We start from the raw sequence: 22,430 nt of genomic DNA on the forward strand, positions 1-22,430 counted from the left end.
GAGGAAAAAACATGGTGGATGAAATTCTCAAACTGAAAAAAGAAAAAGGCTACATCATTCTTGCGCACAATTATCAGATTCCAGAGCTTCAGGACATAGCCGATTTCGTCGGTGATTCCCTTCAGCTCGCAAGGAAGGCAATGGAGCTCTCAGAAAAGAAAATTCTGTTTCTTGGGGTAGATTTCATGGCGGAACTGGTCAAGATACTGAATCCAGACAAAAAAGTGATCGTCCCCGACAGAAGCGCGACCTGTCCCATGGCGAACCGTTTGACACCGGAGATCATCAGAGAGTACAGAGAAAAATTCCCAGATGCACCGGTGGTTCTCTACGTGAACAGTACGTCCGAATGCAAAACGCTCGCCGACGTTATCTGTACGTCTGCCAACGCCGTGGAAGTCGTGAAAAAACTGGATTCCAGTGTGGTCATCTTTGGTCCGGATAGAAATCTTGGAGAGTACGTCGCGGAAAAAACAGGAAAGAAGGTCATCACGATACCCGAGAATGGCCACTGCCCAGTCCATCAGTTCAACGCTGAATCCATCGACGCTGTAAGGAAGAAATATCCGGATGCCAAAGTAATCGTTCATCCAGAGTGTCCAAAACCGGTGAGAGACAAAGCCGATTACGTGGGAAGCACGGGACAAATGGAAAAGATCCCAGAGAAAGACCCTTCCAGGATCTTTGTGATTGGAACAGAGATAGGAATGATCCACAAACTGAAGAAAAAGTTTCCTGACAGAGAATTCGTGCCACTCGAGATGGCAGTGTGTGTGAACATGAAGAAAAACACACTGGAGAACACTCTCCACGCTCTGCAGACCGAATCTTTCGAGGTAATTCTCCCAAAAGAAGTGATCGAGAAGGCAAAGAAACCGATCCTTCGAATGTTCGAACTCATGGGGTGATATGATGGAGAAAATCCTCGACCTTTTGATGAGTTTTGTCAAAGAAGATGAGGGAAAACTCGATCTCGCCTCTTTCCCGCTTCGAAACACAACTGCCGGCGCTCATCTTCTTTTGAAAACGGAAAACGTGGTTGCCTCTGGTATAGAGGTTTCTCGAATGTTCCTGGAAAAAATGGGATTGCTTTCTAAATTTAACGTGGAAGACGGAGAGTACTTGGAAGGAACCGGGGTGATAGGAGAGATAGAAGGCAACACCTACAAGCTTTTGGTCGCGGAGAGAACTCTCCTCAACGTTCTCTCTGTTATGTTTTCTGTGGCTACAACAACAAGAAGGTTCGCCGAAAAACTTAAACACGCAAAGATAGCAGCGACGAGGAAGATCCTGCCCGGTCTGGGAGTTCTTCAAAAGATCGCTGTGGTGCACGGAGGAGGAGATCCCCACAGGCTCGATCTGAGCGGATGTGTGATGATAAAAGACAACCATCTGAAGATGTACGGCAGTGCCGAACGGGCTGTTCAGGAGGTCAGAAAGATAATACCCTTCACCACAAAAATAGAAGTCGAAGTGGAAAATCTGGAGGATGCACTGAGAGCGGTTGAAGCTGGAGCGGATATTGTCATGCTGGACAATCTCTCTCCCGAAGAAGTGAAGGACATATCCAGGAGAATAAAAGATATCAATCCTAACGTGATCGTGGAAGTGTCCGGTGGGATCACGGAAGAGAACGTTTCTCTCTACGACTTTGAAACAGTCGATGTGATCTCCTCGAGCAGACTGACACTCCAGGAAGTGTTTGTGGATCTCTCACTCGAGATTCAGCGGTAGAGGTTGAGGATCAGTCCGTTTATCTCTTCTATTCTGGCGGCCAAGTTTATGGTCTGCCACTCGTTTTTCATGATCTTCTCCGTGAGATCCATCAGTTTTTCGTTCACTTCTTCGACTACCAAGTGGAGCCTTGCACGGCCACTGTTCATATCGAAACTTCCAGCCAGTTTGTAGATTTTCTTCTCTATGAGTTTCAAGAACTCCTTTATAGCGTTTTTGTATCTCTTCAAGTTGGAAGGAGTGGGGGAGCGCACGAGCTCGTTTCCTGAGTCGATCACTTCTTCCACAGCTTCCTCGAGCAGTTTTTCGAAGTGGTCTTCTTTCACATCCTCCAGAATATCGAAAAACTCCTTTTTCTTCGACTCACCAACTCTGGAAGTCTTTCCGGATTTTTTACCCTTCACTTCCTGGTTCTTCAGAGACTCCCCACCGAGAGGATCTATCCTCACCTTTTCATCTCCTCGGAGATGGCTTTGAGTTTCTCCGAGTCCAGATACAGTCTCTCGTACTTCTTGCCTTGAACTTCTATCACAATGGGCTTTTCCGTCACCGTCGGCGCTTCGAAAACGTCTACGGCGTAGTTCGAAATCTTCTCAAAGAACTTGTAGAGAGAGAACCTGTTCAGGTTGTTGAAACCGAACTTTTTCAACCAGCTTCCAACAAAGAGAAAGTCGAAAAACTTCAGTTTTCTTTTAGAGAACTCTTTAACGAAGTTCGAAAAACTCTCACACTGCTTTCCGAGAAGATCCTGACAGAGTTTTAGAAACTCTTCCTCAGACATAACGGAGTAGAAGGCTCTTTCAGCCTTTACATCAAGAAGGTTCTCCATCTTTTCAAGATCGCTCAGAGGTCTTTCAGAAATGATCGTTTCTCTTCTTTCGGGATCAAAGGACTCCTTTGGAAAAGAAACGACGAAGACCATTCTCTTCGAATCGTCTATTCTCACGAAGTAGCTATTGTCTCCCACTCTGAAGAGATAGTGAACCTCTGCTGCTTTGTAATCCGGGGAGGTGAGGAACGATCTGTAGTAAAGGAACAAAACGGCAGAGAGAGCAACAGCGATCAGCACAATTACCAGTACGATTTTACTCGACCTCTTCATCGACAAGACCTCCTCTTCCCATAAGAATGCTGTTCCACAGTTCAACGGTTTCCGGGATCAACAGGTAGTTCTTCCCGACCGCGTAAAAGATCTTGTTTTTCAAAACCTGAAAGAATCCTTCCTCCAGGTTCCTGAAAGCGATCCTTCGAAGCTCATCCACCCCTGGAAAGTCACGCGTGAACTCCAGAGAATCGGCTATGAACAGAATCTTTCCTACGGTTTTGAAGCTCACATGCCCTGAGGTATGATAAGCTACCGCGTTGAGAACTTCTTCGTCTTCCACATTGAAGCGCCTTTTCAAAAATTCCGCCGCAACTTTTCCATGCAGAAGAACGGGGTGTGTTCTCTCCAGTTCCGAAATCTTCAGACCATAAGCTTGGGCCATTTTCAAAAGCTTCCTTGGTGGAACGTCTCTGAAGAGATCGTGAGAGATAGCTGCAAGTTCCAGTTTATTTGAATCCGCACCGTACATTTCTCCCAGTTTCCTTGAAAATTCCACCACCGATCGCACGTGGTTGATCCTTTTTCTCGAAAGAAGCCTCTCCATAATGCTTTCAAGCTCGTTCGTTATCACGACCATTCACCACACCTCTCTTTCGATCTCTTCCACTTCCATTCCCGGATAAAGATCCAGATAATCGATGATTGAATCGAAAACTCTCTCAATAACGGCTCTGTCAGTGTTCACCATGGCGATTCCTATTTCAAAGAAGCTCTTTGAATCGTGCGCTCCTACTTCAGAGATGGAGATGTTGTACTTTTTTCTCAAATCGTTCATCAGTCTCTTCAGGATTCCTCTTTTTTCTTTCAAAGATCTCACACCGAAAAGTCTCACTCTCAGACTCACAACACCTACACTCATTCTACCACCCGCTCTCAGTAGAGCACGAAAGAGAGTATCAGAGGTTCTTTTCCTATCTCAACAGTCGCGCGGGAATTTTTCACAGGAACTCGAACGATCTCATCGTTGAACACGTTCTTCGAATGTATACACGCGCTTTCCCAGATACCGGAGAAGTCGAGAGTTACTTTTGTGTTTTCAAGAAGGGGATTCAGCATACAGAGGATGTATCTGTTTTCGTATCTCCAGAGATAAGATATCACCTTCTCTGGTTGATCGTTTTTCACAAAAAGCATCTCTCCTTCACTGAAAACACTTGTTCCGTATCTGTAGTGTGCGAGTTTTCTGTGAAGAATCGAGATTCTGTTCTCTTCCATGGGAAACGGTAACGTGTACTCGTTGAATATGTCCACGTCTTCTTTGAGACCGTACTCCTGTCCGTTGTGAACGAGCGGAACTCCCTTGAAGGTGAAAAGAAACGCTATCCAGTGGACCAGCGAATCCTCTTCGATGAACTTTGCAATTCTCGGCTGGTCGTGGTTTTCCAGAAACCTCATCTTTATGTAACCTCTGGGATACATGTGATCCTGCATCCTCAAGAAATCCACATACTCCCTCAAACTGCCTCTTCCTTCTATGAAATCCCTGAACTTGTAGTAGCCATCGTAGTCGTAAGTGATATCGAACGCCTGGTACATATAGGGATCGTGTGTTTCAGAAAGCCAGATGAGTCTCTTCACAGGATCGAGTTCTTTCCTTGCCTGCAGCCAGAAGTCCAGTGGGACAAGTCCTGCTACATCGCATCTGAATCCATCGACGTCGAATTCTTCGACCCAGTACTTCATCATGTTGATCATGTACTTTCTCAGCTCTCCATTCGAATAATCGAAATCGACTATATCTGTCCAGTCCGGAACCTTCCTTGTGGGATTTCCCTTTTCATCCCTGAGGAACCACTCGGGGTGTTCCCTGACTAAGACGTTGTCAGCTGCCGCGTGGTTCAGGACCATGTCCATCAAAACGTACATGTTCAACTCGTGAGCTCTCTTCACGAATCTCTTGAAGTCATCTTTTGTTCCTATGAGGGGATCTATCTCGTAGTAATCGCGTATGGCGTATGGAGATCCTAGAGTGCCCTTTCTTCCTTCTATCCCGGTAGGATGAATGGGCATCAACCACACTGTGTTGATGCCCATTCCTTTTAGTCTTTCAAGATCTTTTATGAGAGAATCGAATTTCTTTCCTTTTTCTCCTGGATAAGCGCGTGCAAAGGCTTCGTATATTATCAGCCTTTTGAAGTTCATCTCACTTCTCCTGTTCCTGCATCTCTCTTCTTCTCTCTTCGATGATCTTCTCCTGTATGTTCGGAGGCACTATTTCGTACCTCTGGAACCTCATCGTGAAGTATCCTCTACCGCTTGTGATGGAAGAAAGTTTGCTGGAAAAGTCGAGCATCTCAGCGAGTGGAACCTCTGCCTTCACCTTTACCATGCCTTTTCCAGACGGCTCCATTCCAAGGGGTCTTCCCCTTCTACTGGAGATCTCTCCCATCACGTCTCCTGCGTTCTCTTCTGGGACAAAGACCTCAACTTCCATTATGGGTTCCAGGATGACGGGTTTTGCCGCTTCCATTCCTTTTTTGAAGGCCTGAATAGCGGCTATCTGGAACGAAATATCCGAAGAGTCCACTTCATGGTAAGAACCATCAAAGAGTATGACTCTGACATCCGTCACAGGGTATCCCGCCAGAACGCCCTTCTTCATGGCTTCCCTGATACCCTTATCGACAGATGGTATGAAGTTCCTCGGGATCACTCCACCAACGATCTTGTCAACGAATTCGTACCCTTGTCCCCTTGGAAGAGGCTCCAGCTGTATCTTCACGTGACCGTACTGACCGTGTCCACCCGTCTGTTTCTTGTGCTTGTGTTCGGCGACAGCGGTTGTCGTGATCGTCTCTCTGTAGGCGATCTTCGGCTTTCCAACTTCCACATCGACACCGAAGATCTTCTTCAATCTCTCTATCATGACGTCGAGGTGCATCGCACCAAGACCAGAAACGACGGTTTCTCCTGTTTCAGGATCGTATTCCCACACGAACGTTGGGTCGGAGTCCGAAAGCCTTGAAAGTCCACTGCTGATCTTGTCGATATCGGACTTCGATTTTGGATGAACTGATCTGGAGAACATGGGTTCCGGGAAGGCAGGAGGCACTATTTTCACCCTTCTGTCTCTGTGTGCGAGTGTTTCTCCAACGGCACCCTCCTTGAGTTTCAGAAGAACAACGATCTCACCGGGACCAGCGGATTCAACTTCCTTCTGCTGTTTGAGGATAGGAACATAAACGTGTCCAACCTTCTCTGTAACATCTTTCTGGACGTTCACGACGGTATCACCGGGCCTGAGAACACCAGCTATAACCTTGGCGAAAGTGATTCTTCCAACGAACTGGTCAACCACGGATTTGAAAATGTAGGCGCAGAACGGTTCTTCTTCAGAAAATTTCACTTCTATCTCCGTTCCATCTTCCAGGAGTGCCTTGTACGAAGGAGCTTCCTCGGGAGAAACGCCTATGTCTCCCAGATAATCGAGAAGAAGATCCAATCCTATTCCTTTCAACGCGGATCCCGAAAGTACAGGCACGATTTCTCCCTTTTTGTAACCTTCTTTGAGTACTCTCATGAGTTCGTCGTATCCGATATCTTCGCCGTCGAGATACCTCATCATCAATTCTTCATCTTGTTCCACGATATCTTCGAGAATTTCTGATCTCATATCGTTGAAGCTCTCTGGCATGTCTTCTTCTTGAACTTTATCTCCATCGTACCTGTAGGCCTTTTTCTTCAGAAGATCCACGACACCCTCGAAGTTTTCAGCCGCACCGATTGGAACAACTACCGGGACGATCTTTCTGGAGAACCTCTCTTTCAGTTCTGCCACCACATTCTCAAAATTGGCTCTCTCTTTATCCATCTGGTTGACGAAAACTATGATGGGTTTTTTCATCTCATCCGCCATGTTCCATGTTCTTTCGGTCTGTATCTCCACACCGGCAACGGCGTTCACCACGGAGATGATGTTTTCAGAAACGAAAATCCCGTTTATAACCTCCGATATGAAATCCGAGAATCCAGGGGTATCTATCAAATACACCTTTTTGCCTTTCCATTCAAGGGACGCCACGTGTGAGGAGAAACTGGCTCCTTTCTCCTCTTCTACAGGATCGTAATCCACGTACTTTGTATCTGCTTTGTCGATCAGACCTGATTTGTAAAGAATCTGTGCGAGAAGAAGAGATTTACCCGATCCGTTGTGCCCTATCAAAGCGGCCGAACGCACATTCTGAAGTCCTCCCATCACTTACCCACCTCCGTCTTCTTTTTCTCCCAGACTACGATTCCCACAGGTATCGCGGCTGTGCTGTTCTCCGTCCTGCCGAAGAGACTGCCAGCCACTGCCATTACAGAGGAGCTTCCCCCATCTACACACATGGCGTCTTCGAACCCCCTGGAAACAAGAAAGTCCACGAGTTCATCGTAAGTCAATCCCCTCGTTATATGATTATAACCTTCGAAGACGAGAAACCAAAGCTTTCCATCTTTTGTGGCAATAACCGTCCTTGGAGCCTTCGCGTACGCTATTCCACCACCGTACCTTGCCTTCTCTTCCCAGGCATCTGGGATCGGAGCACCGTTCTGGATGAGAAGAGGACCCCCTTCAACTGCCTGCTTTATGCGCAGCGGAATGTTTGGCTGAAGAGATATATACACTTCGTCTCCTTCTTTGAGATCAGAGAGGTATTCTTCGTACTTCTTGCTGATAGAAACAACATACTCAGAATCTTCCGCGTGGCTTTTGTATCCAATTTGCGATACTTTGCTGTCTTTCACCACGAAGTAGATTTTGTCGTCTTTCTTCGGTATCTCTTTGGAGAATTCCTTTGTGTAAACGAGGACTTCACCTTCTCCGAGGGTGTTTATTCCCTTCACGAGAAAGAGGACATCCTTCACCATGAGTGTGACATCCACTATAACCCTTCCTATGAACACCTCGTTGTCCTCGGTGATGGCAAAAACCGGTCTTCCGCTGAACATGGCAGAATACGGTTTCCCATCTATCACAACAAGACCGATGGGGAACTTTGTGACCGGGTCGAAGTAGTTGCCGTTTATCCCGGCGATGCCTCCCACTCTTTTCACCATTTCGTCGAGCCGCTCGATGGTCCCAAAACCGTTTTCCGACACAACCGGTTTTATCGTTACCTTCTCTGGATCCATTATGAGATAATTGACAACCGTCTTCTCACCCTCGTCGAATTCTTCGATTTTCCTTTCGAAGACTACTCCATCTGCGACCTCCAGCCTTCCAAAGAAACCTTCGACGAGGAGAAACCGGAAAAGCAGTTTCCCATCACCAATGGAGTACTCCACGTCTGGATAAAAGTTTCCCACATCTACAATAAACGAAAGACCATTTTTCTCAAGTTCAACCTTTATGTCTTCAGAAACATTTGGAAGACTCACCACAACAGGAGACAGATTTATTCTGACTCTTCCCATGCTTTTTTCCACACTCACCATATCAGGAACGATCGTTCCCGTGTATGTTATCGTAACTCCATTTTTTTCCTTCGCCGCTGAAAGCACGATCGGAAGGGAATCGTAGATCAGAACCTTCTCACCTTTCGTGTACATTTGATAGCCTTCCATCACCTTTTTTAAGGCATCGATAGGCACGAAAAGAAGGCCATCTACGAAGAGCGGAGGGGAGAGTTTTTCCACAAAATCAAAAATCGTCTCATGCTCTTTTATGAAGAGCACGTGGTTGTCGTAGACGATGTAGTGGTAGCCGTTCGAATGTATGTAACCAACTCCGGCAGGTGCGAGATCCTCAGCGCACACATAATAAATCCCTTCACTGAAGACGGTTCTCAACGGAAAAGCCTTTCCACCACTGATCAGGTAGGAACCAAAAACGACACTTGCGAAGATCAAAAGAACCAGAATTATTTGCTTCATTTGATCACCTCTTCAACAACTCTGGGTGGTTCTGAAGGAGAGTCAGAGATCACATACGCTTCTTTCAGAAGTTTCAGAGCGCTTTCAACATCACTCCTGTCTGACACGAAGAGTCTCGCTATCGCCTCTCCCTTTTTCACAGAGTCGCCGAGCTTTTTCTCAACGATGATTCCAACGCTGTGATCGATTCGATCTTCTTTCTTTTTCCTTCCCGCTCCAAGCATCATCGATGCAATACCCACTTTCTCCGCGTCTATCTTTGAAACAAAGCCCTCTCTCGCTGCAGAGAATTCCACCACCTGTTCTGCGACCGGGAGCACTCTCCACGGGTCATCCACCACTCTTTCGTTTCCTCCCTGAGCCTTGACGAGAAGCCGAAACTTATCCAGAGCCTCTCCTGTTTCGAGCTTTTCCTGCAAGATCTTCTTTCCTTCTTCAAAATCCGCCACTCCGGCAAGTTCCAGCATGAGAGCTCCCAGAGTAAGCGACAGTTCCTTCAAATCCTCAGGACCGTTTCCTTTCAGAGTTTCTATCGCTTCTATCACTTCCAAGGAATTTCCAACGGCTTTTCCGAGGGGTTGATCCATATTCGAGAGAACGGCGACCGCTTTTTTTCCATGCTGCTGGGCTATTCTGAGCATGAGAAAGGCGAGTTTTTTCGCGTCTTCGAATCCCTTCATGAAAGCACCTGTTCCGAATTTCACATCCAAAACGAAGGCATCGCTCCCACCGGCGAGTTTTTTGCTCATGATACTGGAAGCGATCAGAGAAATCTCGTCAACGGTTGCCGTTGCGTCGCGGAGTGCGTATATCTTCTTATCGGCGGGAACAAGATTCCCCGTCTGTCCTACAATCGCTATTCCATATTTTTTGACGTTTTTGATGAATTCTTCAAGGGAAAGTTCCGTCCGAAACCCAGGAATCGACTCCAATTTGTCGATGGTTCCTCCTGTGTGACCAAGGGCCCTTCCAGACATCTTGGCAACAGGTACCCCAGCAGAAGCCACAAGAGGTGCGACGACCAGGGTTGTTTTGTCACCGACTCCCCCCGTCGAGTGCTTGTCCACCTTCGTTCCCGGTATTTCCGATAGGTCGAGTACCTCTCCCGATCTCATCATCGTCTCCGTGAAGTAGTAAGTTTCCTCCTCGTCGAGATGGCGGAAGTAAACGGCCATCAAAAAAGCTGCCATCTGGTAGTCTGGAATCTCACCTTTCACGTATCCACCAACCATGAACTCTATTTCTTCTCTTGAAAGCTTCTCCCCGTTTCTCTTCTTGAGTATCACATCGTAAGCTCTCACTTTATTCACCTTCTTTTCGGCAGGAGCACCCTCATCAGCGTTCCCTGGTTGATCTCACTCTCAACCTCTATCTTTCCTCCGTGTTTGTCAACGATCGTTTTCACTATCGTGAGACCCAATCCCGTTCCGCCCATCTTTCTGGAACGCGCTTTATCCACCCTGTAGAACTTCTCGAAGATTCTGCTCTGGGCTTCCTTGGGTATTCCAGGTCCCGTGTCTTCTACCTCAACAACCACCCAGTCCGGTGTATCGTAGGCCCTCACCCAGACCTTCTTTTCTCCTTTTTCCTTCAAAGATGTGTATTTGACAGCGTTGTCCACAAGATTCAGGAGCATCTGGATCAGCCTTTCTTTGTTTCCCCTGACCACAACATCCTCACATTCAACGATGAGATCCACTTCGTTCTCCTCGGCTATCGGTTGTATGATTCTGTAAACGTATTCTATCACTTCACACAGATCCACATCTTTCATTTCAAAATTGGCTTCGCTTTCTTCTATTTTCTCAAGATCGAGAAGATCGTTGATGAGGCGTGTCATTCGAGCGGATTCTTCCTCTATGATCTTCAAAAACCTTTTAACCAGTTCCTTGTTCTCCAGATCATCTTCGAGGAGCGTTTCCGCATAACCGTGGATGGAGGTGAGGGGAGTTCTGAGTTCGTGTGAAACTGTGGCTATGAATTCTCTTCTCATCTCGTCGAGCTTTCTTTCCTTGGTCACGTCATGGAAGAGAATGACAAAGATTTTGTCGCCGCTTTTCAGCTCGACGGGTATCACCTTCACGTGGAAGTATTTCTTCTCGTTACCAACATAGGTAACGAGAGTTCCTTCCTGCGGTTCTTCGCTTTTGATTGTTTCTTCCACCATCTCGTTTATATAGTAATCTTCGAATATTTCATAATAAGGTCTTCCTTCGGGGTTGATTCTGCCTTGCACGAGTTCACGGGCAATTTCGTTCAAAAATGTGATCTTTCCCTCTCGATCCAGAATGAATATGGGTTCGCTGAGGCTGTTCAAAATCGTGAGAAAGTTATCTCTGCTCACTTCGACACGTGAAATTGTTTCTTTCAGATTGTCCACGTACTTTTTCAGTCTCTCGAAAAGATAAAGTGGGGGAACACCCTTTTCCCCCAGCATATCTGACAGCTTTTCGATGAGAATTTTGTACTCGGAGAGACGCTTCTTGAACACCAGAAAGAGCAGGACGAATAGAACGGCTACTATGACGAACAGGAACACACTCATAGATCAGTCTTCCTTTCCGGGGTCTCTGAATTTGTATCCCTTTCCTCTCACAGTGATTATGTATTTCGGATTCGAAGGATCTTCTTCTATCTTCGTTCTCAGCCTTCTTATGTGAACATCTACAGTTCTCGTATCTCCGTAGTAATCGTATCCCCAGAGTTTGTCCAGAAGAACATCCCTGCTGAAAACTTTTCCTTCGTTTTCCGCGAGGAATCGGAGCAGTTCAAATTCGAGAGGAGTGAGGTTCACTTTTTTCCCTCTCACTTTCACTTCGTACTTTTCCACATCGATTTCAAGATCCTTGGCTATGATCTTCTTAGGCCTTTCTTCCTTGCTCTGAGTAGCGGTGGAAAGCCTTCTGAATATAGCCTTCACCCTCGCAAGAAGCTCTCTCACGCTGAACGGCTTGGTGATGTAGTCGTCCGCACCGAGCTCCAGCCCAAGCACCTTGTCGAATTCTTCTCCCTTTGCGCTCAGGAAGATCACGGGGGTGTTCTTGTATTTCTCCATGGATCTGATCTTCCTGACCAGCTCGAAGCCGTCGATTCCAGGAAGCATGATATCCACTATGAACATGTCCACGTCTTCGTCGTTGGCAATTTTGAGTGCTTCCTCTCCATCATAAGCCTTGAGCACCTCGTATCCTTCCTTGGAAAGGTTATATCCTACCAGCTCAAGAATTGCCGGGTCGTCGTCAACCACCAGAATCTTCTTTTTCGCCATCTTCGATCCCCCGAGGGGGTACACCTCCTTTCAGATCTGGTTTCTATACTATTTTAACATTTACGAACTAGTTTTTTGATAGGATCTTTTCCTGAAAGTGAACCATGCAGAAAGAAACAGAAAGAGCAGAAAAAGAGACACGTAGAAGAAGATCATCATCTTGTTCGCAAAGAGAGATTCCGGTTTAAACTCCACACCAAAGAGTCCGGAAAGGTAGAACAAAACCAGCACTGAAAAAATCGCAGCACCCACCACAACTGAGAGGATTCTCGCAAATTCTTTTTCCTTGCGGTAAGCAGTCAATCCAGCTAAAAGTCCAATGAAAACGGAAAGTCCAAACGTTATCCAGTTCATGTACTGAACACTTTGAAGGTTAAAAGAACTCACCAGAAAGTTTATAACGTAGTAAGCGACGAAGGTCACGGTGACGAGAGCAGCGAGGAACACCAGGTATCTGTACAGAACGTAAAGCACAACTGCGGTTAAAACACCTGTTGCCACCAGTACAACAACCTTCACATTCTCATTCGTGAGATAGGATTTGAGAAATTCGATATTCGAAAGAAGAGGAAACACGAAGTTGATACCGATTACAAAACCGATCACCGCAAAAGCTATGTGTTCAACATACCTGGCAGCGAACATGAGAAAAAGAGCGGCGGGTAGAGAAAAATACCAGTTTTTAATAATCAACCTGAAGAAATCCCCTATCAACCCCTCCACGCACAATCCCTCCCTTTAAAATCAGAAATGCCCCGCAAGGGGGCCAGCTTTCAAAAACAGCAAGAAATTCACTCCTGAGTTGTTTCGAGAGTTCTCAGGTATTCGTTCACCTTCTCGAAAAGTCTCGCTTTTCTTCTCGCACCCTGATTCTTGTGGATGACTCCCTTGGAAACGGCTTTGTCTATGGCAGCCTGCGCTTTCCTGGTGAGTTCAAGAACGACTTCTTTCGGTTCTTTGTTCTCGATAGCTTTGAGAACCTCTTTTATTCTGTTCTTGAAGAAAGTCTTGTAAGCCTTGTTTCTGAGTCTTCTCTTTTCAGAAACTCTGACCCTTTTCTTTGCAGATTTGATATTCGGCACTACTTGATCCCTCCCTTACATATTGAAAGCTCTTTTCAACTCATCTACCATGTCGAGTTTCTCCCATGTGAATTCCTCTTCGTTCCTTCCAAAGTGACCGTAGGCGGCTGTTTTCCTGTAAATAGGTCTCAAAAGATTCAGTTTCTTTATGATCGCACCCGGTCTGAAATCGAACAGTTCAGTGATCACCTTGAGAAGTTTGTCTTCATCCACCTTCGCGGTTCCATACGTGTCGATCATTATGGAAACGGGTTTCGCGACACCTATAGCGTAAGAAAGCTGTATGAGGAACTTGTCCGCAAGACCTGCAGCCACAACGTTCTTCGCTACATATCTTGCCATATAGTGAGCCGATCTGTCAACCTTTGTGGGATCTTTTCCGCTGAACGCCCCTCCGCCGTGGGGTACCCAACCACCGTAAGTGTCAACGATGATCTTTCTCCCTGTGAGCCCCGTGTCGGCCATGGGACCTCCAAGAACAAATCTTCCCGTTGGATTCACCAGTATCTTCATTTTGTCGTCCCTGTACTGTTCTGGAATCACAGGATTTATGACGTGTTCTATTATCGCCTCTCTCAGATCTGCCTGGGAGATATCCGGATCGTGCTGAGTTGAAATAAGCACTGTGTCGACACGGACTGGTTTGTCGTCCTCGTATTCTATGGTCACCTGTGTCTTTCCATCTGGCCTGAGGAAAGGAAGAGTCCCGTTCTTTCTGACCTCAGCGAGTCTCATGGCGAGTTTGTGGGCGAGAGTTATGGGAAGGGGCATGTACTCAGGGGTTTCGTTGGTGGCGTAGCCGAACATGATTCCCTGGTCGCCAGCTCCGAGCGCCTCGAACTCGTCAGCCACTTCCTCTCCTGTTTTGACCTCGAGCGCCTTGTCTACACCGAGAGCTATGTCAGGAGACTGACTGTGGATGCTGGTGAGCACTCCGCAGGTTTCCCCATCGAATCCGTACTTCGCCCTCGTGTATCCTATCTCCAGAATGGTCTTTCTCGCTATATCGGGGATCTCAACATAAGCTCTGGTGGTAACCTCTCCCGCGATGATGACAAGCCCTGTTGTTACGAGTGTTTCAACGGCAACCCTGCTCCTTGGATCCTGCTCGAGCATGGCGTCGAGTATGGCGTCGGAAATCTGGTCGGCGATTTTGTCCGGATGCCCTTCTGTTACGCTCTCGCTGGTGAAAAGTCTTCTCATCTCCCATCCTCCTTTCGCTGATCTTATAACAGCCTTGATAGTTTATCACAATCTTTCTTAAAAAAAGGTTACATCATTGTTTTTGCGATTCTTCAAATTCTTCTCGGGTTATAAAAGTTCCACCCTCCAGAGAAACAGACACCGGTTTATAAGAAGACGTGAAGGTCGCAACAAGATGTATCTTGTTGGGACATTTTGAACCCACATAGAGCTTGTCTATCTTGTAAGGAACGCCCGGGTTATCGTAATCCACGATGAAATCGTACCCCGTTCTCAGATGACTTCTGAAGACTTCCCCACACCTGTCACATTTTATGTAAACTACAAGGGATCCCTTTTCCCTGTAAAACGGGTTTTTGTTCAGGTCTTTCTTTTTCTTTCCAAAAAACAGAAAGAGCATGATTTCACCTCCGCTGCAGGTAGAAAGAAAATTCCTTCTTCATGCCCCAGATATCTTCAATAACGACTGTGTATTTGGCAAAATCTGGGGCTTTTCCCAATTCGGGAAATTTGTTCACCTTTATCATCGAAGAAAACGTTTCGGGGAACAATTTGTACCAGAGCTCAAACCTGTACGCGGCCGAAACGGACTTCCTATCGTACACTCCCCAGACGTTTGTGAACTCGGACCAGGGAATCTGATCGAAAGAGATCTGATAGATCTCTTCACCTTCCAAAAGGAGTGAGATCTTCTTGAGTCCTAACGTGTTGTTGAACCCTTTCGAATAGGCTTTGATCGCAAGATCCGGGAAATTTCCACTGAACGGGTACGTCCTCCCCTCGACGAAATCGTACACACTGTCTCCTATCTTTATTTTTTCCAGAACAATATCCTCATCCACGGGTTTTGGAAGGTTCAAGAAAGTCGAAGGGTCGTAGGAAACTTCCTCGTTCCTGTCTCTTATCTCGAAGTGTGCGTGGGGAATGGGTGCCTCTCCTGTGGTTCCTGAGTATCCGACGACTTCACCTTTTTCGAACCAGATCTCTTTCTCAGGGAAGTTCACGACGATCCTCACATTCCCGAACTCTTGTTTCAAAGAACTCGCTACCGTTTCCAGTTTTTTCGAGAATCTGCTCAGATGGGCGTAGAGCGTTCTGTATCCATTCTCGTGTTCCAGAACCACTGTGTAGCCGTATATATCGTCCTCGTCTATTTCGATTCTGACGAGCCAGCCTCTCTCGGAGGCGTATATGGGAACTCCTTCTTTCAATCCCGTAGAAAAGTCGATTCCCATGTGAAAATGAGGTCCTCTGTTTCCACTCCCTCTGTACTCACCGAAAGTTGCCGAAACCCTTGGAGAATCAACGGGTGCGGAGAACGAAAACACAACCGCGGAGAACACCATCAAGGAAATCAAAAGCAACCACCTTTTCACGTCTCTTCCCTCCTCATCTCTTAACGGTTCTTGCTATGTCCATGAGTTTCTTTCTGAGCAAAAGGCGCTTTGCTGGACTGATTCGATCGATGATCAAAACTCCGTTCAGATGATCGAACTCGTGCTGAAAAACCCTTGCAGCGTAACCTTCCAGTTCTTCTTCCACGTATTCTCCCCTTGTGTTCTGGTATTTGACCTTTATTCTTTTGCTCCTTTCTATCTCGACGAAGATCTCGGGAAAGCTGAGGCACCCCTCTTCTGCTACTTCAGTTTCTGGATCGATTTCAAGAATCTCCGGATTTATCACGGCAACCGGACCATTTCCAACGTCCATGACGAAGAACCTCTGAGATATTCCAACCTGCGGTGCCGCGAGTCCCACACCGTCGTAGTGATACATCGTCTCTATCATTCTTTCTATGGTCTTTTTCAGGTTCTCGTCGAACTTTGTAACGGGTTTTGCCCTCTTTCTCAAGACGGGATCTCCAAAGACTCTTATTCTGTACATCAGTCGTACACCTCCCTTAACTTCTTCAGACACTGTTCGTTCGTGAGAAAGGGATGTATCGGAGTGATGGAGACGTACCCTTCTCTAACCGCCTTGTAGTCAACATCGTCTCTATCGTCGTCTTCGATGACCTCTCCCATCATCCAGTAGTACTTCTCCCCAAAGGGTGAGACTCTCTCTTCGAAGTAATCGTTCCACCTTCTTCTGCTCTGCCTTGTGAATCTCCATCCCTTTATCTCACCAGCAGGCACGTTTATGTTCAGCATGGTGAAAGGATCGAGGAGTGAGAAGTCGAATTCTTTCAGAAAGTCGATCAAAAAACGTGCCGCTCCTTCGAAATCGGGACTCTCGTAGTTAGCACTCGATATGGCAATCGAAGGAATGTTCATCATGGCACCTTCCATCGCACCCGAGACCGTCCCAGAGTGGAGAATATCCATGCCCATGTTGGGCCCCCTGTTCACACCACTCACGATGAGATCGACCCTTTTATCCATGACCACGTTGTAGGCGAGTTTCACACAGTCCGCGGGCGTTCCTGTAGTGGAGTACGCAACCACCCTCTCTGAGATGAAAACCTTCTTCATCCAGAGCGGAACGTGTATGGTGATGCTGTGACCAGTTGCGCTCCTCTCTTTATCGGGAGCCACCACGAACACCTCGTGTTCCTCGGAAAGAAGCTCTGCGAGGACGATGATCCCCTTAGACTGTATCCCGTCGTCGTTGGTTACCAGAATTCTCATACCGATCCTCCCACAGGTTTATCTTCCCACATTTCTTCCAGAGTTTCCACTTGAAAGGAATCTCCACATCGTCGAACTCTCTCTCCACGAATTCCTCCCAGCTTCCACAGAAATCGATTGTACCATTCGAGATGTGGAGTATGAAGTCCATATCATCCAGATACTCCAGCTCGTGTGTTACCAGTATTATTCCCTTTCCTTCATTCTTGAGGCTCTCGAGCACCTGAAATATCTCCCTCTGAGAGGGAGGGTCCAGCATGGAAACCGGTTCATCTAAAGCGAGAAAGCGTGTATCCCGAGCGAGCATCGAGGCAATCGCAAGCCTCTGTTTCTGGCCTCCTGAAAGGTTCAGCGGGTCTTCCTTTTCGAGACCGGAGAGTCCCACCAGTTCCAGGACCTTCTTTATTCTCTTTCTCATTTCGCTCTCGTCGAGCCCCATTATCTCCAGCGAAAAGGCCACGTCCTCCTCCACGGTGGCACCTATGATCTGTGAAGACGGATTCTGGAAGACGTAGCCCACGTTCTTTCTCAAAAGAAACGGATCCGCTGGTGAACCGTCCAGGAAAATCTCTCCCTCGGCTTCCAGGAGTCCTGCGAGGATCTTCAAAAGGGTGGTCTTCCCGGAGCCGTTTTTTCCCACCACAACGTAGATCTTCCCCGTTTCGAACTCGGCGTTCACGTCCTTCAAAACGTAGTCTCCGTTGTATCTGAAGGAAACGCTATTCAGCGTTATCTTCATCTTCTTTCAATCCTTTCACGGACCTGTAAACCCTTATTCCACCGGTTTTGCAGAGCTCCTCCACGTTCCCGAAAACCTCTTTCATGAAATCTCTGATCCTTCTGCCACCTTTGTTGTGGTAAGCGACGATCTGAAGGCTTCCGCCTTCTTCAAGGAACTCGGGGGCACTCTTCACTATTTCCATCCAGACTTTCTTTCCTGCAACGATCGGAGGATTACACACGATCATGTCGAACTTCATATCTTCCCACGGCTCGTAGAGATTCCCCCACCTTATATCGACTTCGACGTTGTGGTCCTTCGCGTTTATCTTGGCGAATTCCACTGCGCGCTTGTTTATGTCGCTCATGTAAACTTCAAGATCTGGATATTCTTTTTTCAAAACGATTCCTATCACACCGTAGCCGCATCCAAGATCGAGCACCTTCTTTCCGTGAACTTTCAGGTTTTCAAGGAGCACCTGCGTGGCTTTGTCTATTTTTCCGTAAGAATACACACCGGAAGGTGTTTTGAAAATGTATTCATGGCCGTTTTTCAAAACGAGTCTCGCTTCTCTGACCTTCAGCTTCGATGTGGGTTCCACCGTGTAGTAGTGTTCGAATTTTTCACTCATTGTTTTCACCTCCTTTCAATTCTCTCTCAAGACTCTCCAGAGTTTCGAAGAGAAAAACCGCAAAACTGGGGCTCTCCGGGTCCCAGAGTCCTTTCTCCCTCAGTTCGATGGTATTTATCTCATAACCGTCTCCATTCTTCTTTCTGATGATGTACCAGTTCACATCGGGATCAGAAAGAATGAGACTCGCGAGTGCTCCGGCTACGTCCCCAACCGGCTGGCAATCCACACTTTTCAGATTGAACCGCGCTTCTACTTTCGTTCCCTTTCCTCTTTCTGTGTGTAATTTAACGAATCCTCCCGTCTGTTCCGCGGCCTGTTTCAAAAATGGAAGACCGAGCCCCACTTTTCTCAGCCTAGGATCCCTTGTGGTGAAGAAGGGATCGAACACCCTCTCTGGATTCTCTATCCCCGGTCCGTCGTCTTCCACGACGAAACTGAACCATTCATCGGTCTCTTCTATCTCTATCTTTATGTTCTTCGCTCCTGCTTTCACGGCGTTTTGCGCTACATCCATGAGGTGATCAGCGATCGTTCTGAGCAATCGATTCACCTCTCGGTTCCGAGAAGTGCGAACACCTTCGCATCTTCCACCATGTGCGATATCCTTCGGTACTCGTTGGGCTGATGAGCAGTCTCGTCTATTGTGCTCCAGACGACCGCGGGCCAGCCTTTCTTTCTGAAGAACGCAGCGCAGGTGCCTCCACCTATACCTCCCACTTTCGCTTCCAGCCCTCTTAGACTTCTCAAAACATTGGAAAGTTTCACCACGAGTTCCGAATCGGGTGGAGTTGGCTCGGGCGCGGGCTGTTTCACGACGACCTCCAGCTCTGCACCTCTTCCATCGAGAATCGACTTGACGATGGACAGCACCTCGTCGAGATTGTAGCGAGGCAGGACCCTGCAGTCGAAGTAAAAGACGAATCTGCCGGGAACGGTGTTCACGTTGTCCACAGTTTTTTCAGCGCGAGTGGGCTCGAACGTGCTGAGCGGTTCATCGAAGAGTTCATCTCTATCGGAGTATTTCCTGTGGAGTGCTTCATCTATCTCTGTTATGAGATGTGCACCCTTTCTGAGAGCGTTCTCTGTTGTTTGCGGTCTTGAAGCGTGTCCCTGTTTTCCGTTCACCATCACTTTGAACCACAGGATGCTCTTCTCTGCGATCTCGATGAAGTCTCCCTTTTCGTTTCCAGCATCCGGGACCAGGAACATGTCTTCTGGGCTGAACAACCCTTTTTCTATCAGATATTGGATTCCATACTCACTTCCCGCCTCCTCATCGGCAACGAGTGCAAGACCGAAGTTGTACTCGGGAGTGATACCAAGGTCGATAAGGGCCTTCCCAGCGTATATGGAGGCTATCATGGAACCTCCGTTGTCTTCGGCTCCCCTACCGTAAACTTTCCCGTCCTTCACAACGGGCACGAAAGGATCCGTCTCCCACAAAGAGAGATCTCCCGGTGGTACCGTGTCGATGTGAGTCACGATCCAGAGCGTTTTTTCTCTATTTTTTCCCGGAATCTTTGCCACAATGTTCGATCGCCATATACCCCTATCGTCTCTCACATCGCAGCGGTCGACCTCGAAACCGAAATCCCTGAGGAGGCCTTCAAGCCAGTCGGCCTTTTCTTTCTCTCCCGGGCCTCCAAAAGCAGGATTCACCGAGTTGATGGAGATGAATTTCTTCAAGGATTCCACCATTTCCTCTCTGAGCTCTTCTATTCTTTTTGTGATCTCCATTGAAAACACCTCCCAGATTCAAGTATATCCTAAAAAAATATTTGAAATGATACCCCAAGATTTTATATAATTGATTGATAGAAAAAATTTAGGGAGGTGTTTACATGGCAGAATTTTTCCCAGAAATCCCAAAGATTCAGTTTGAAGGTAAGGAAAGCACGAACCCGCTGGCGTTCAGGTTCTACGATCCGAACGAGGTGATCGATGGGAAGCCCCTCAAGGATCATCTGAAGTTTTCCGTCGCCTTCTGGCACACTTTCGTGAACGAGGGAAGAGATCCGTTTGGAGATCCAACCGCTGAACGCCCATGGAACAGGTTCTCCGATCCCATGGACAAAGCTTTTGCAAGGGTGGACGCTCTCTTCGAGTTCTGCGAAAAGCTCAACATCGAGTACTTCTGTTTCCACGACAGAGACATCGCTCCCGAAGGAAAGACGCTCAGAGAGACAAACAAGATACTGGACAAAGTGGTGGAAAGAATTAAGGAAAGAATGAAGGACAGCAACGTGAAACTCCTCTGGGGAACGGCGAATCTGTTCTCCCACCCGAGGTACATGCACGGCGCCGCGACGACATGCAGTGCGGATGTCTTTGCCTACGCGGCGGCCCAGGTGAAGAAGGCCCTCGAGATCACAAAAGAACTAGGAGGAGAAGGCTACGTCTTCTGGGGTGGAAGAGAAGGCTATGAAACACTCCTCAACACAGATCTCGGGCTGGAACTCGAAAATCTCGCGAGATTTCTCAGAATGGCAGTGGAGTACGCAAAGAAGATCGGCTTCACCGGACAGTTCCTCATAGAACCCAAGCCGAAAGAACCCACCAAGCACCAGTACGATTTCGATGTGGCAACGGCCTACGCTTTCCTGAAGAACCACGGCCTTGATGAGTACTTCAAGTTCAACATTGAAGCGAACCACGCGACACTTGCCGGTCACACATTCCAGCACGAACTGAGGATGGCAAGGATCCTCGGAAAACTTGGAAGCATCGACGCCAACCAGGGAGATCTCCTGCTCGGCTGGGACACCGACCAGTTCCCAACGAACATCTACGACACAACACTTGCCATGTACGAAGTGATAAAAGCAGGAGGATTCACAAAGGGTGGCCTCAACTTCGACGCGAAGGTGAGGAGGGCTTCCTACAAGGTAGAAGATCTCTTCATCGGTCACATCGCAGGAATGGACACCTTCGCCCTCGGCTTCAAGATAGCGTACAAACTCGCGAAAGACGGAGTGTTCGACAAGTTCATCGAGGAAAAATACAGAAGCTTCAAAGAAGGTATCGGAAAAGAGATCGTAGAAGGAAAAACCGATTTCGAAAAACTCGAAGAGTATATAATAGACAAAGAAGATATCGAACTTCCATCTGGAAAGCAGGAGTACCTCGAAAGCCTGCTCAACAGCTACATAGTGAAGACAATAGCAGAACTGAGGTGATGTGGGGTTTGAGACCCCTTTTCTTGAGACTTCAAAAGTTTCTTCTGCCACTTCTGATCACGATCGGAATAATTGTTGTAGTCGTTGTATCCGGACAGAGCGACAGGGTGAAGTTCCCAAAAGGAAGGATTGTGATCACAGATGGTGAAAAGTCACTCAAACTGGATGTGGAAATAGCGAACACCCCCGCTCTTCGTTCCATTGGTCTGATGTACAGAAAGAGCATCCCGGACGATTTCGGGATGCTCTTTGTTTTTGAAGAGGACACCTGCTCGGGTTTCTGGATGAAGAACACGTACGTTCCCCTCGAGATCGCTTTCATAGACAAAAACGGTGTCATATTCTCCATTCAGGAGATGGAGCCATGCAAAGAGGAACCCTGCAAGATCTACTACGCACCAGGCCCTTTCAGGTACGCTCTCGAGGTGAAGAAAGGCTTCTTCGAAAGGCACAGATTCGGCGTGGGAAGCAGGGTTTCAATAGAGAAATGATCACAATATAGACTGCGGCTTTGGGTACAGTCTAACTTCGGTTCCTTCATCCTTTTGTACGATGTCCAGCGAGAAGGAGTAGTACTTTCCATCCACTGATATCATCGCCACTGAACCGCTGTGGTCGTTCCATCCACCGTTGTACACTTAAGAGAAAGGAAATAGGTCTTATCGACGAAATCTGGTTTGTTGTTAAGGAGAAATGGGATGAACTTTGTGGTATATTCCGTTATTCCCTCGATTTCGATCGATGTGACGGTTGCAGGCATGAAGAAACTTACCTGAAACACATAGTAGAGATACTGCCAGCCTTCTGCCCACACGAGTTGTTCGAAATCGCTTGGAATGTAGATCATAGAAGAGGCACCTTCCAGAAATCCCATCGCCCAATCCTCGTACTCGTCTGGAGAACTATCGGGATCTGGTATTTCAAACGAAGATGTGTTGCTCATCACCGCTTAAAGCTGATCGACGAGTCCCCTCGCTGCTTCTGAAAGCGTGTCAGCTTCCTGTGTTCCGCTGAGAAGATCAAA

At 47.3% G+C, this 22,430-nt stretch carries 26 protein-coding genes; 4 read left to right on the forward strand and 22 right to left on the reverse strand.

The window, feature by feature from the left end:
- Positions 1-11 precede the first annotated feature (11 nt).
- The gene (gene nadA / locus TM_RS08370; protein WP_004082140.1) at positions 12-908 is read left to right on the forward strand and encodes a quinolinate synthase NadA; all 897 of its coding nucleotides are present in this window, start codon (positions 12-14) and stop codon (positions 906-908) included.
- Positions 909-912: 4 nt separating this feature from the next.
- A complete protein-coding gene (nadC, locus tag TM_RS08375) occupies positions 913-1,734 on the forward strand; it encodes a carboxylating nicotinate-nucleotide diphosphorylase (protein WP_008194698.1) in 822 nt (273 codons plus the stop codon).
- Here nadC and TM_RS08380 read toward each other — a convergent pair.
- The 21 genes from TM_RS08380 to TM_RS08480 all read right to left on the reverse strand — a co-directional run bounded on the left by TM_RS08380 (position 1,725) and on the right by TM_RS08480 (position 19,967).
- Positions 1,725-2,183 carry a YaaR family protein gene (locus TM_RS08380; RefSeq protein ID WP_004082145.1) on the reverse strand — a complete coding sequence of 153 codons (459 nt, stop codon included), beginning with the start codon at positions 2,181-2,183 and terminating at the stop codon, positions 1,725-1,727. The two genes, nadC and TM_RS08380, sit on opposite strands and share 10 nt — an antisense overlap.
- Entirely contained in the window at positions 2,180-2,836 is a 657-nt protein-coding gene (locus TM_RS08385; protein WP_004082147.1) for a hypothetical protein, read from the reverse strand. Before TM_RS08385 ends, TM_RS08380 begins: the two co-directional genes overlap by 4 nt.
- On the reverse strand, positions 2,820-3,416 hold the full coding sequence (gene yqeK, locus TM_RS08390) for a bis(5'-nucleosyl)-tetraphosphatase (symmetrical) YqeK (protein WP_004082149.1): 597 nt from the start codon (positions 3,414-3,416) through the stop codon (positions 2,820-2,822). The genes TM_RS08385 and yqeK overlap by 17 nt, the downstream gene beginning before the upstream one ends.
- Positions 3,417-3,698 carry a DUF503 domain-containing protein gene (locus tag TM_RS08395; RefSeq protein ID WP_004082152.1) on the reverse strand — a complete coding sequence of 94 codons (282 nt, stop codon included), beginning with the start codon at positions 3,696-3,698 and terminating at the stop codon, positions 3,417-3,419.
- A gap of 14 nt (positions 3,699-3,712) precedes the next feature.
- Positions 3,713-4,981, reverse strand: a complete 1,269-nt coding sequence (locus tag TM_RS08400; protein ID WP_004082154.1) for an alpha-amylase family glycosyl hydrolase — start codon at positions 4,979-4,981, stop codon at positions 3,713-3,715.
- A gap of 1 nt (position 4,982) precedes the next feature.
- The gene (gene fusA, locus TM_RS08405; RefSeq protein ID WP_004082156.1) at positions 4,983-7,034 is read right to left on the reverse strand and encodes an elongation factor G; all 2,052 of its coding nucleotides are present in this window, start codon (positions 7,032-7,034) and stop codon (positions 4,983-4,985) included.
- On the reverse strand, positions 7,034-8,695 hold the full coding sequence (locus TM_RS08410) for a phosphodiester glycosidase family protein (RefSeq protein ID WP_004082158.1): 1,662 nt from the start codon (positions 8,693-8,695) through the stop codon (positions 7,034-7,036). Before TM_RS08410 ends, fusA begins: the two co-directional genes overlap by 1 nt.
- Entirely contained in the window at positions 8,692-9,996 is a 1,305-nt protein-coding gene (locus TM_RS08415; protein ID WP_004082160.1) for a pyrimidine-nucleoside phosphorylase, read from the reverse strand. The genes TM_RS08410 and TM_RS08415 overlap by 4 nt, the downstream gene beginning before the upstream one ends.
- 5 nt (positions 9,997-10,001) lie before the next feature.
- Positions 10,002-11,240 (reverse strand): sensor histidine kinase, encoded by a 1,239-nt coding sequence (locus tag TM_RS08420; protein WP_004082162.1) that lies wholly within the window; start codon positions 11,238-11,240, stop codon positions 10,002-10,004.
- Between the two features lie 3 nt (positions 11,241-11,243).
- On the reverse strand, positions 11,244-11,963 hold the full coding sequence (locus TM_RS08425; protein WP_004082164.1) for a response regulator transcription factor: 720 nt from the start codon (positions 11,961-11,963) through the stop codon (positions 11,244-11,246).
- Positions 11,964-12,023: 60 nt separating this feature from the next.
- The gene (locus TM_RS08430; RefSeq protein ID WP_004082166.1) at positions 12,024-12,686 is read right to left on the reverse strand and encodes a hypothetical protein; all 663 of its coding nucleotides are present in this window, start codon (positions 12,684-12,686) and stop codon (positions 12,024-12,026) included.
- A gap of 68 nt (positions 12,687-12,754) precedes the next feature.
- A complete protein-coding gene (gene rpsT / locus TM_RS08435; RefSeq protein ID WP_004082168.1) occupies positions 12,755-13,045 on the reverse strand; it encodes a 30S ribosomal protein S20 in 291 nt (96 codons plus the stop codon).
- 15 nt (positions 13,046-13,060) lie between these two features.
- Positions 13,061-14,248 carry a methionine adenosyltransferase gene (metK, locus tag TM_RS08440; RefSeq protein WP_004082170.1) on the reverse strand — a complete coding sequence of 396 codons (1,188 nt, stop codon included), beginning with the start codon at positions 14,246-14,248 and terminating at the stop codon, positions 13,061-13,063.
- Between the two features lie 73 nt (positions 14,249-14,321).
- Complete coding sequence (locus TM_RS08445; RefSeq protein ID WP_004082172.1) at positions 14,322-14,648, reverse strand: hypothetical protein; 327 nt, start codon at positions 14,646-14,648, stop codon at positions 14,322-14,324.
- Between the two features lie 4 nt (positions 14,649-14,652).
- Entirely contained in the window at positions 14,653-15,624 is a 972-nt protein-coding gene (locus tag TM_RS08450; protein WP_004082174.1) for a M23 family metallopeptidase, read from the reverse strand.
- Between the two features lie 13 nt (positions 15,625-15,637).
- Positions 15,638-16,132, reverse strand: a complete 495-nt coding sequence (gene def / locus TM_RS08455; protein WP_004082176.1) for a peptide deformylase — start codon at positions 16,130-16,132, stop codon at positions 15,638-15,640.
- Positions 16,132-16,875: a 5'/3'-nucleotidase SurE gene (surE, locus tag TM_RS08460; protein ID WP_004082178.1), complete on the reverse strand. Its 744-nt coding sequence runs from the start codon at positions 16,873-16,875 to the stop codon at positions 16,132-16,134. Before surE ends, def begins: the two co-directional genes overlap by 1 nt.
- Positions 16,835-17,614: an energy-coupling factor ABC transporter ATP-binding protein EcfA1 gene (gene ecfA1 / locus TM_RS08465; RefSeq protein ID WP_004082181.1), complete on the reverse strand. Its 780-nt coding sequence runs from the start codon at positions 17,612-17,614 to the stop codon at positions 16,835-16,837. Before ecfA1 ends, surE begins: the two co-directional genes overlap by 41 nt.
- Positions 17,595-18,227: a class I SAM-dependent methyltransferase gene (locus tag TM_RS08470; RefSeq protein WP_004082182.1), complete on the reverse strand. Its 633-nt coding sequence runs from the start codon at positions 18,225-18,227 to the stop codon at positions 17,595-17,597. Before TM_RS08470 ends, ecfA1 begins: the two co-directional genes overlap by 20 nt.
- Positions 18,220-18,771, reverse strand: a complete 552-nt coding sequence (locus tag TM_RS08475) for a sensor histidine kinase (RefSeq protein WP_004082183.1) — start codon at positions 18,769-18,771, stop codon at positions 18,220-18,222. Before TM_RS08475 ends, TM_RS08470 begins: the two co-directional genes overlap by 8 nt.
- 5 nt (positions 18,772-18,776) lie before the next feature.
- Positions 18,777-19,967: a M20 family metallo-hydrolase gene (locus tag TM_RS08480; RefSeq protein WP_004082184.1), complete on the reverse strand. Its 1,191-nt coding sequence runs from the start codon at positions 19,965-19,967 to the stop codon at positions 18,777-18,779.
- 104 nt (positions 19,968-20,071) lie between these two features.
- On the opposite strand from TM_RS08480, the gene xylA reads away from it, so the two are divergent.
- Together xylA and TM_RS08490 are read left to right on the forward strand one after the other, a co-directional pair.
- Entirely contained in the window at positions 20,072-21,406 is a 1,335-nt protein-coding gene (gene xylA / locus TM_RS08485) for a xylose isomerase (protein ID WP_004082185.1), read from the forward strand.
- Complete coding sequence (locus tag TM_RS08490) at positions 21,406-21,897, forward strand: DUF192 domain-containing protein (RefSeq protein WP_004082186.1); 492 nt, start codon at positions 21,406-21,408, stop codon at positions 21,895-21,897. Before xylA ends, TM_RS08490 begins: the two co-directional genes overlap by 1 nt.
- A 101-nt stretch (positions 21,898-21,998) precedes the next feature.
- Here the strand turns inward: TM_RS08490 and TM_RS08495 are convergent, their stop codons facing one another.
- Positions 21,999-22,349, reverse strand: a complete 351-nt coding sequence (locus TM_RS08495) for a hypothetical protein (protein ID WP_227738452.1) — start codon at positions 22,347-22,349, stop codon at positions 21,999-22,001.
- Positions 22,350-22,430: the final 81 nt, after the last annotated feature.

The organism is Thermotoga maritima MSB8 (assembly GCF_000008545.1).
Taxonomy (GTDB): domain Bacteria; phylum Thermotogota; class Thermotogae; order Thermotogales; family Thermotogaceae; genus Thermotoga; species Thermotoga maritima.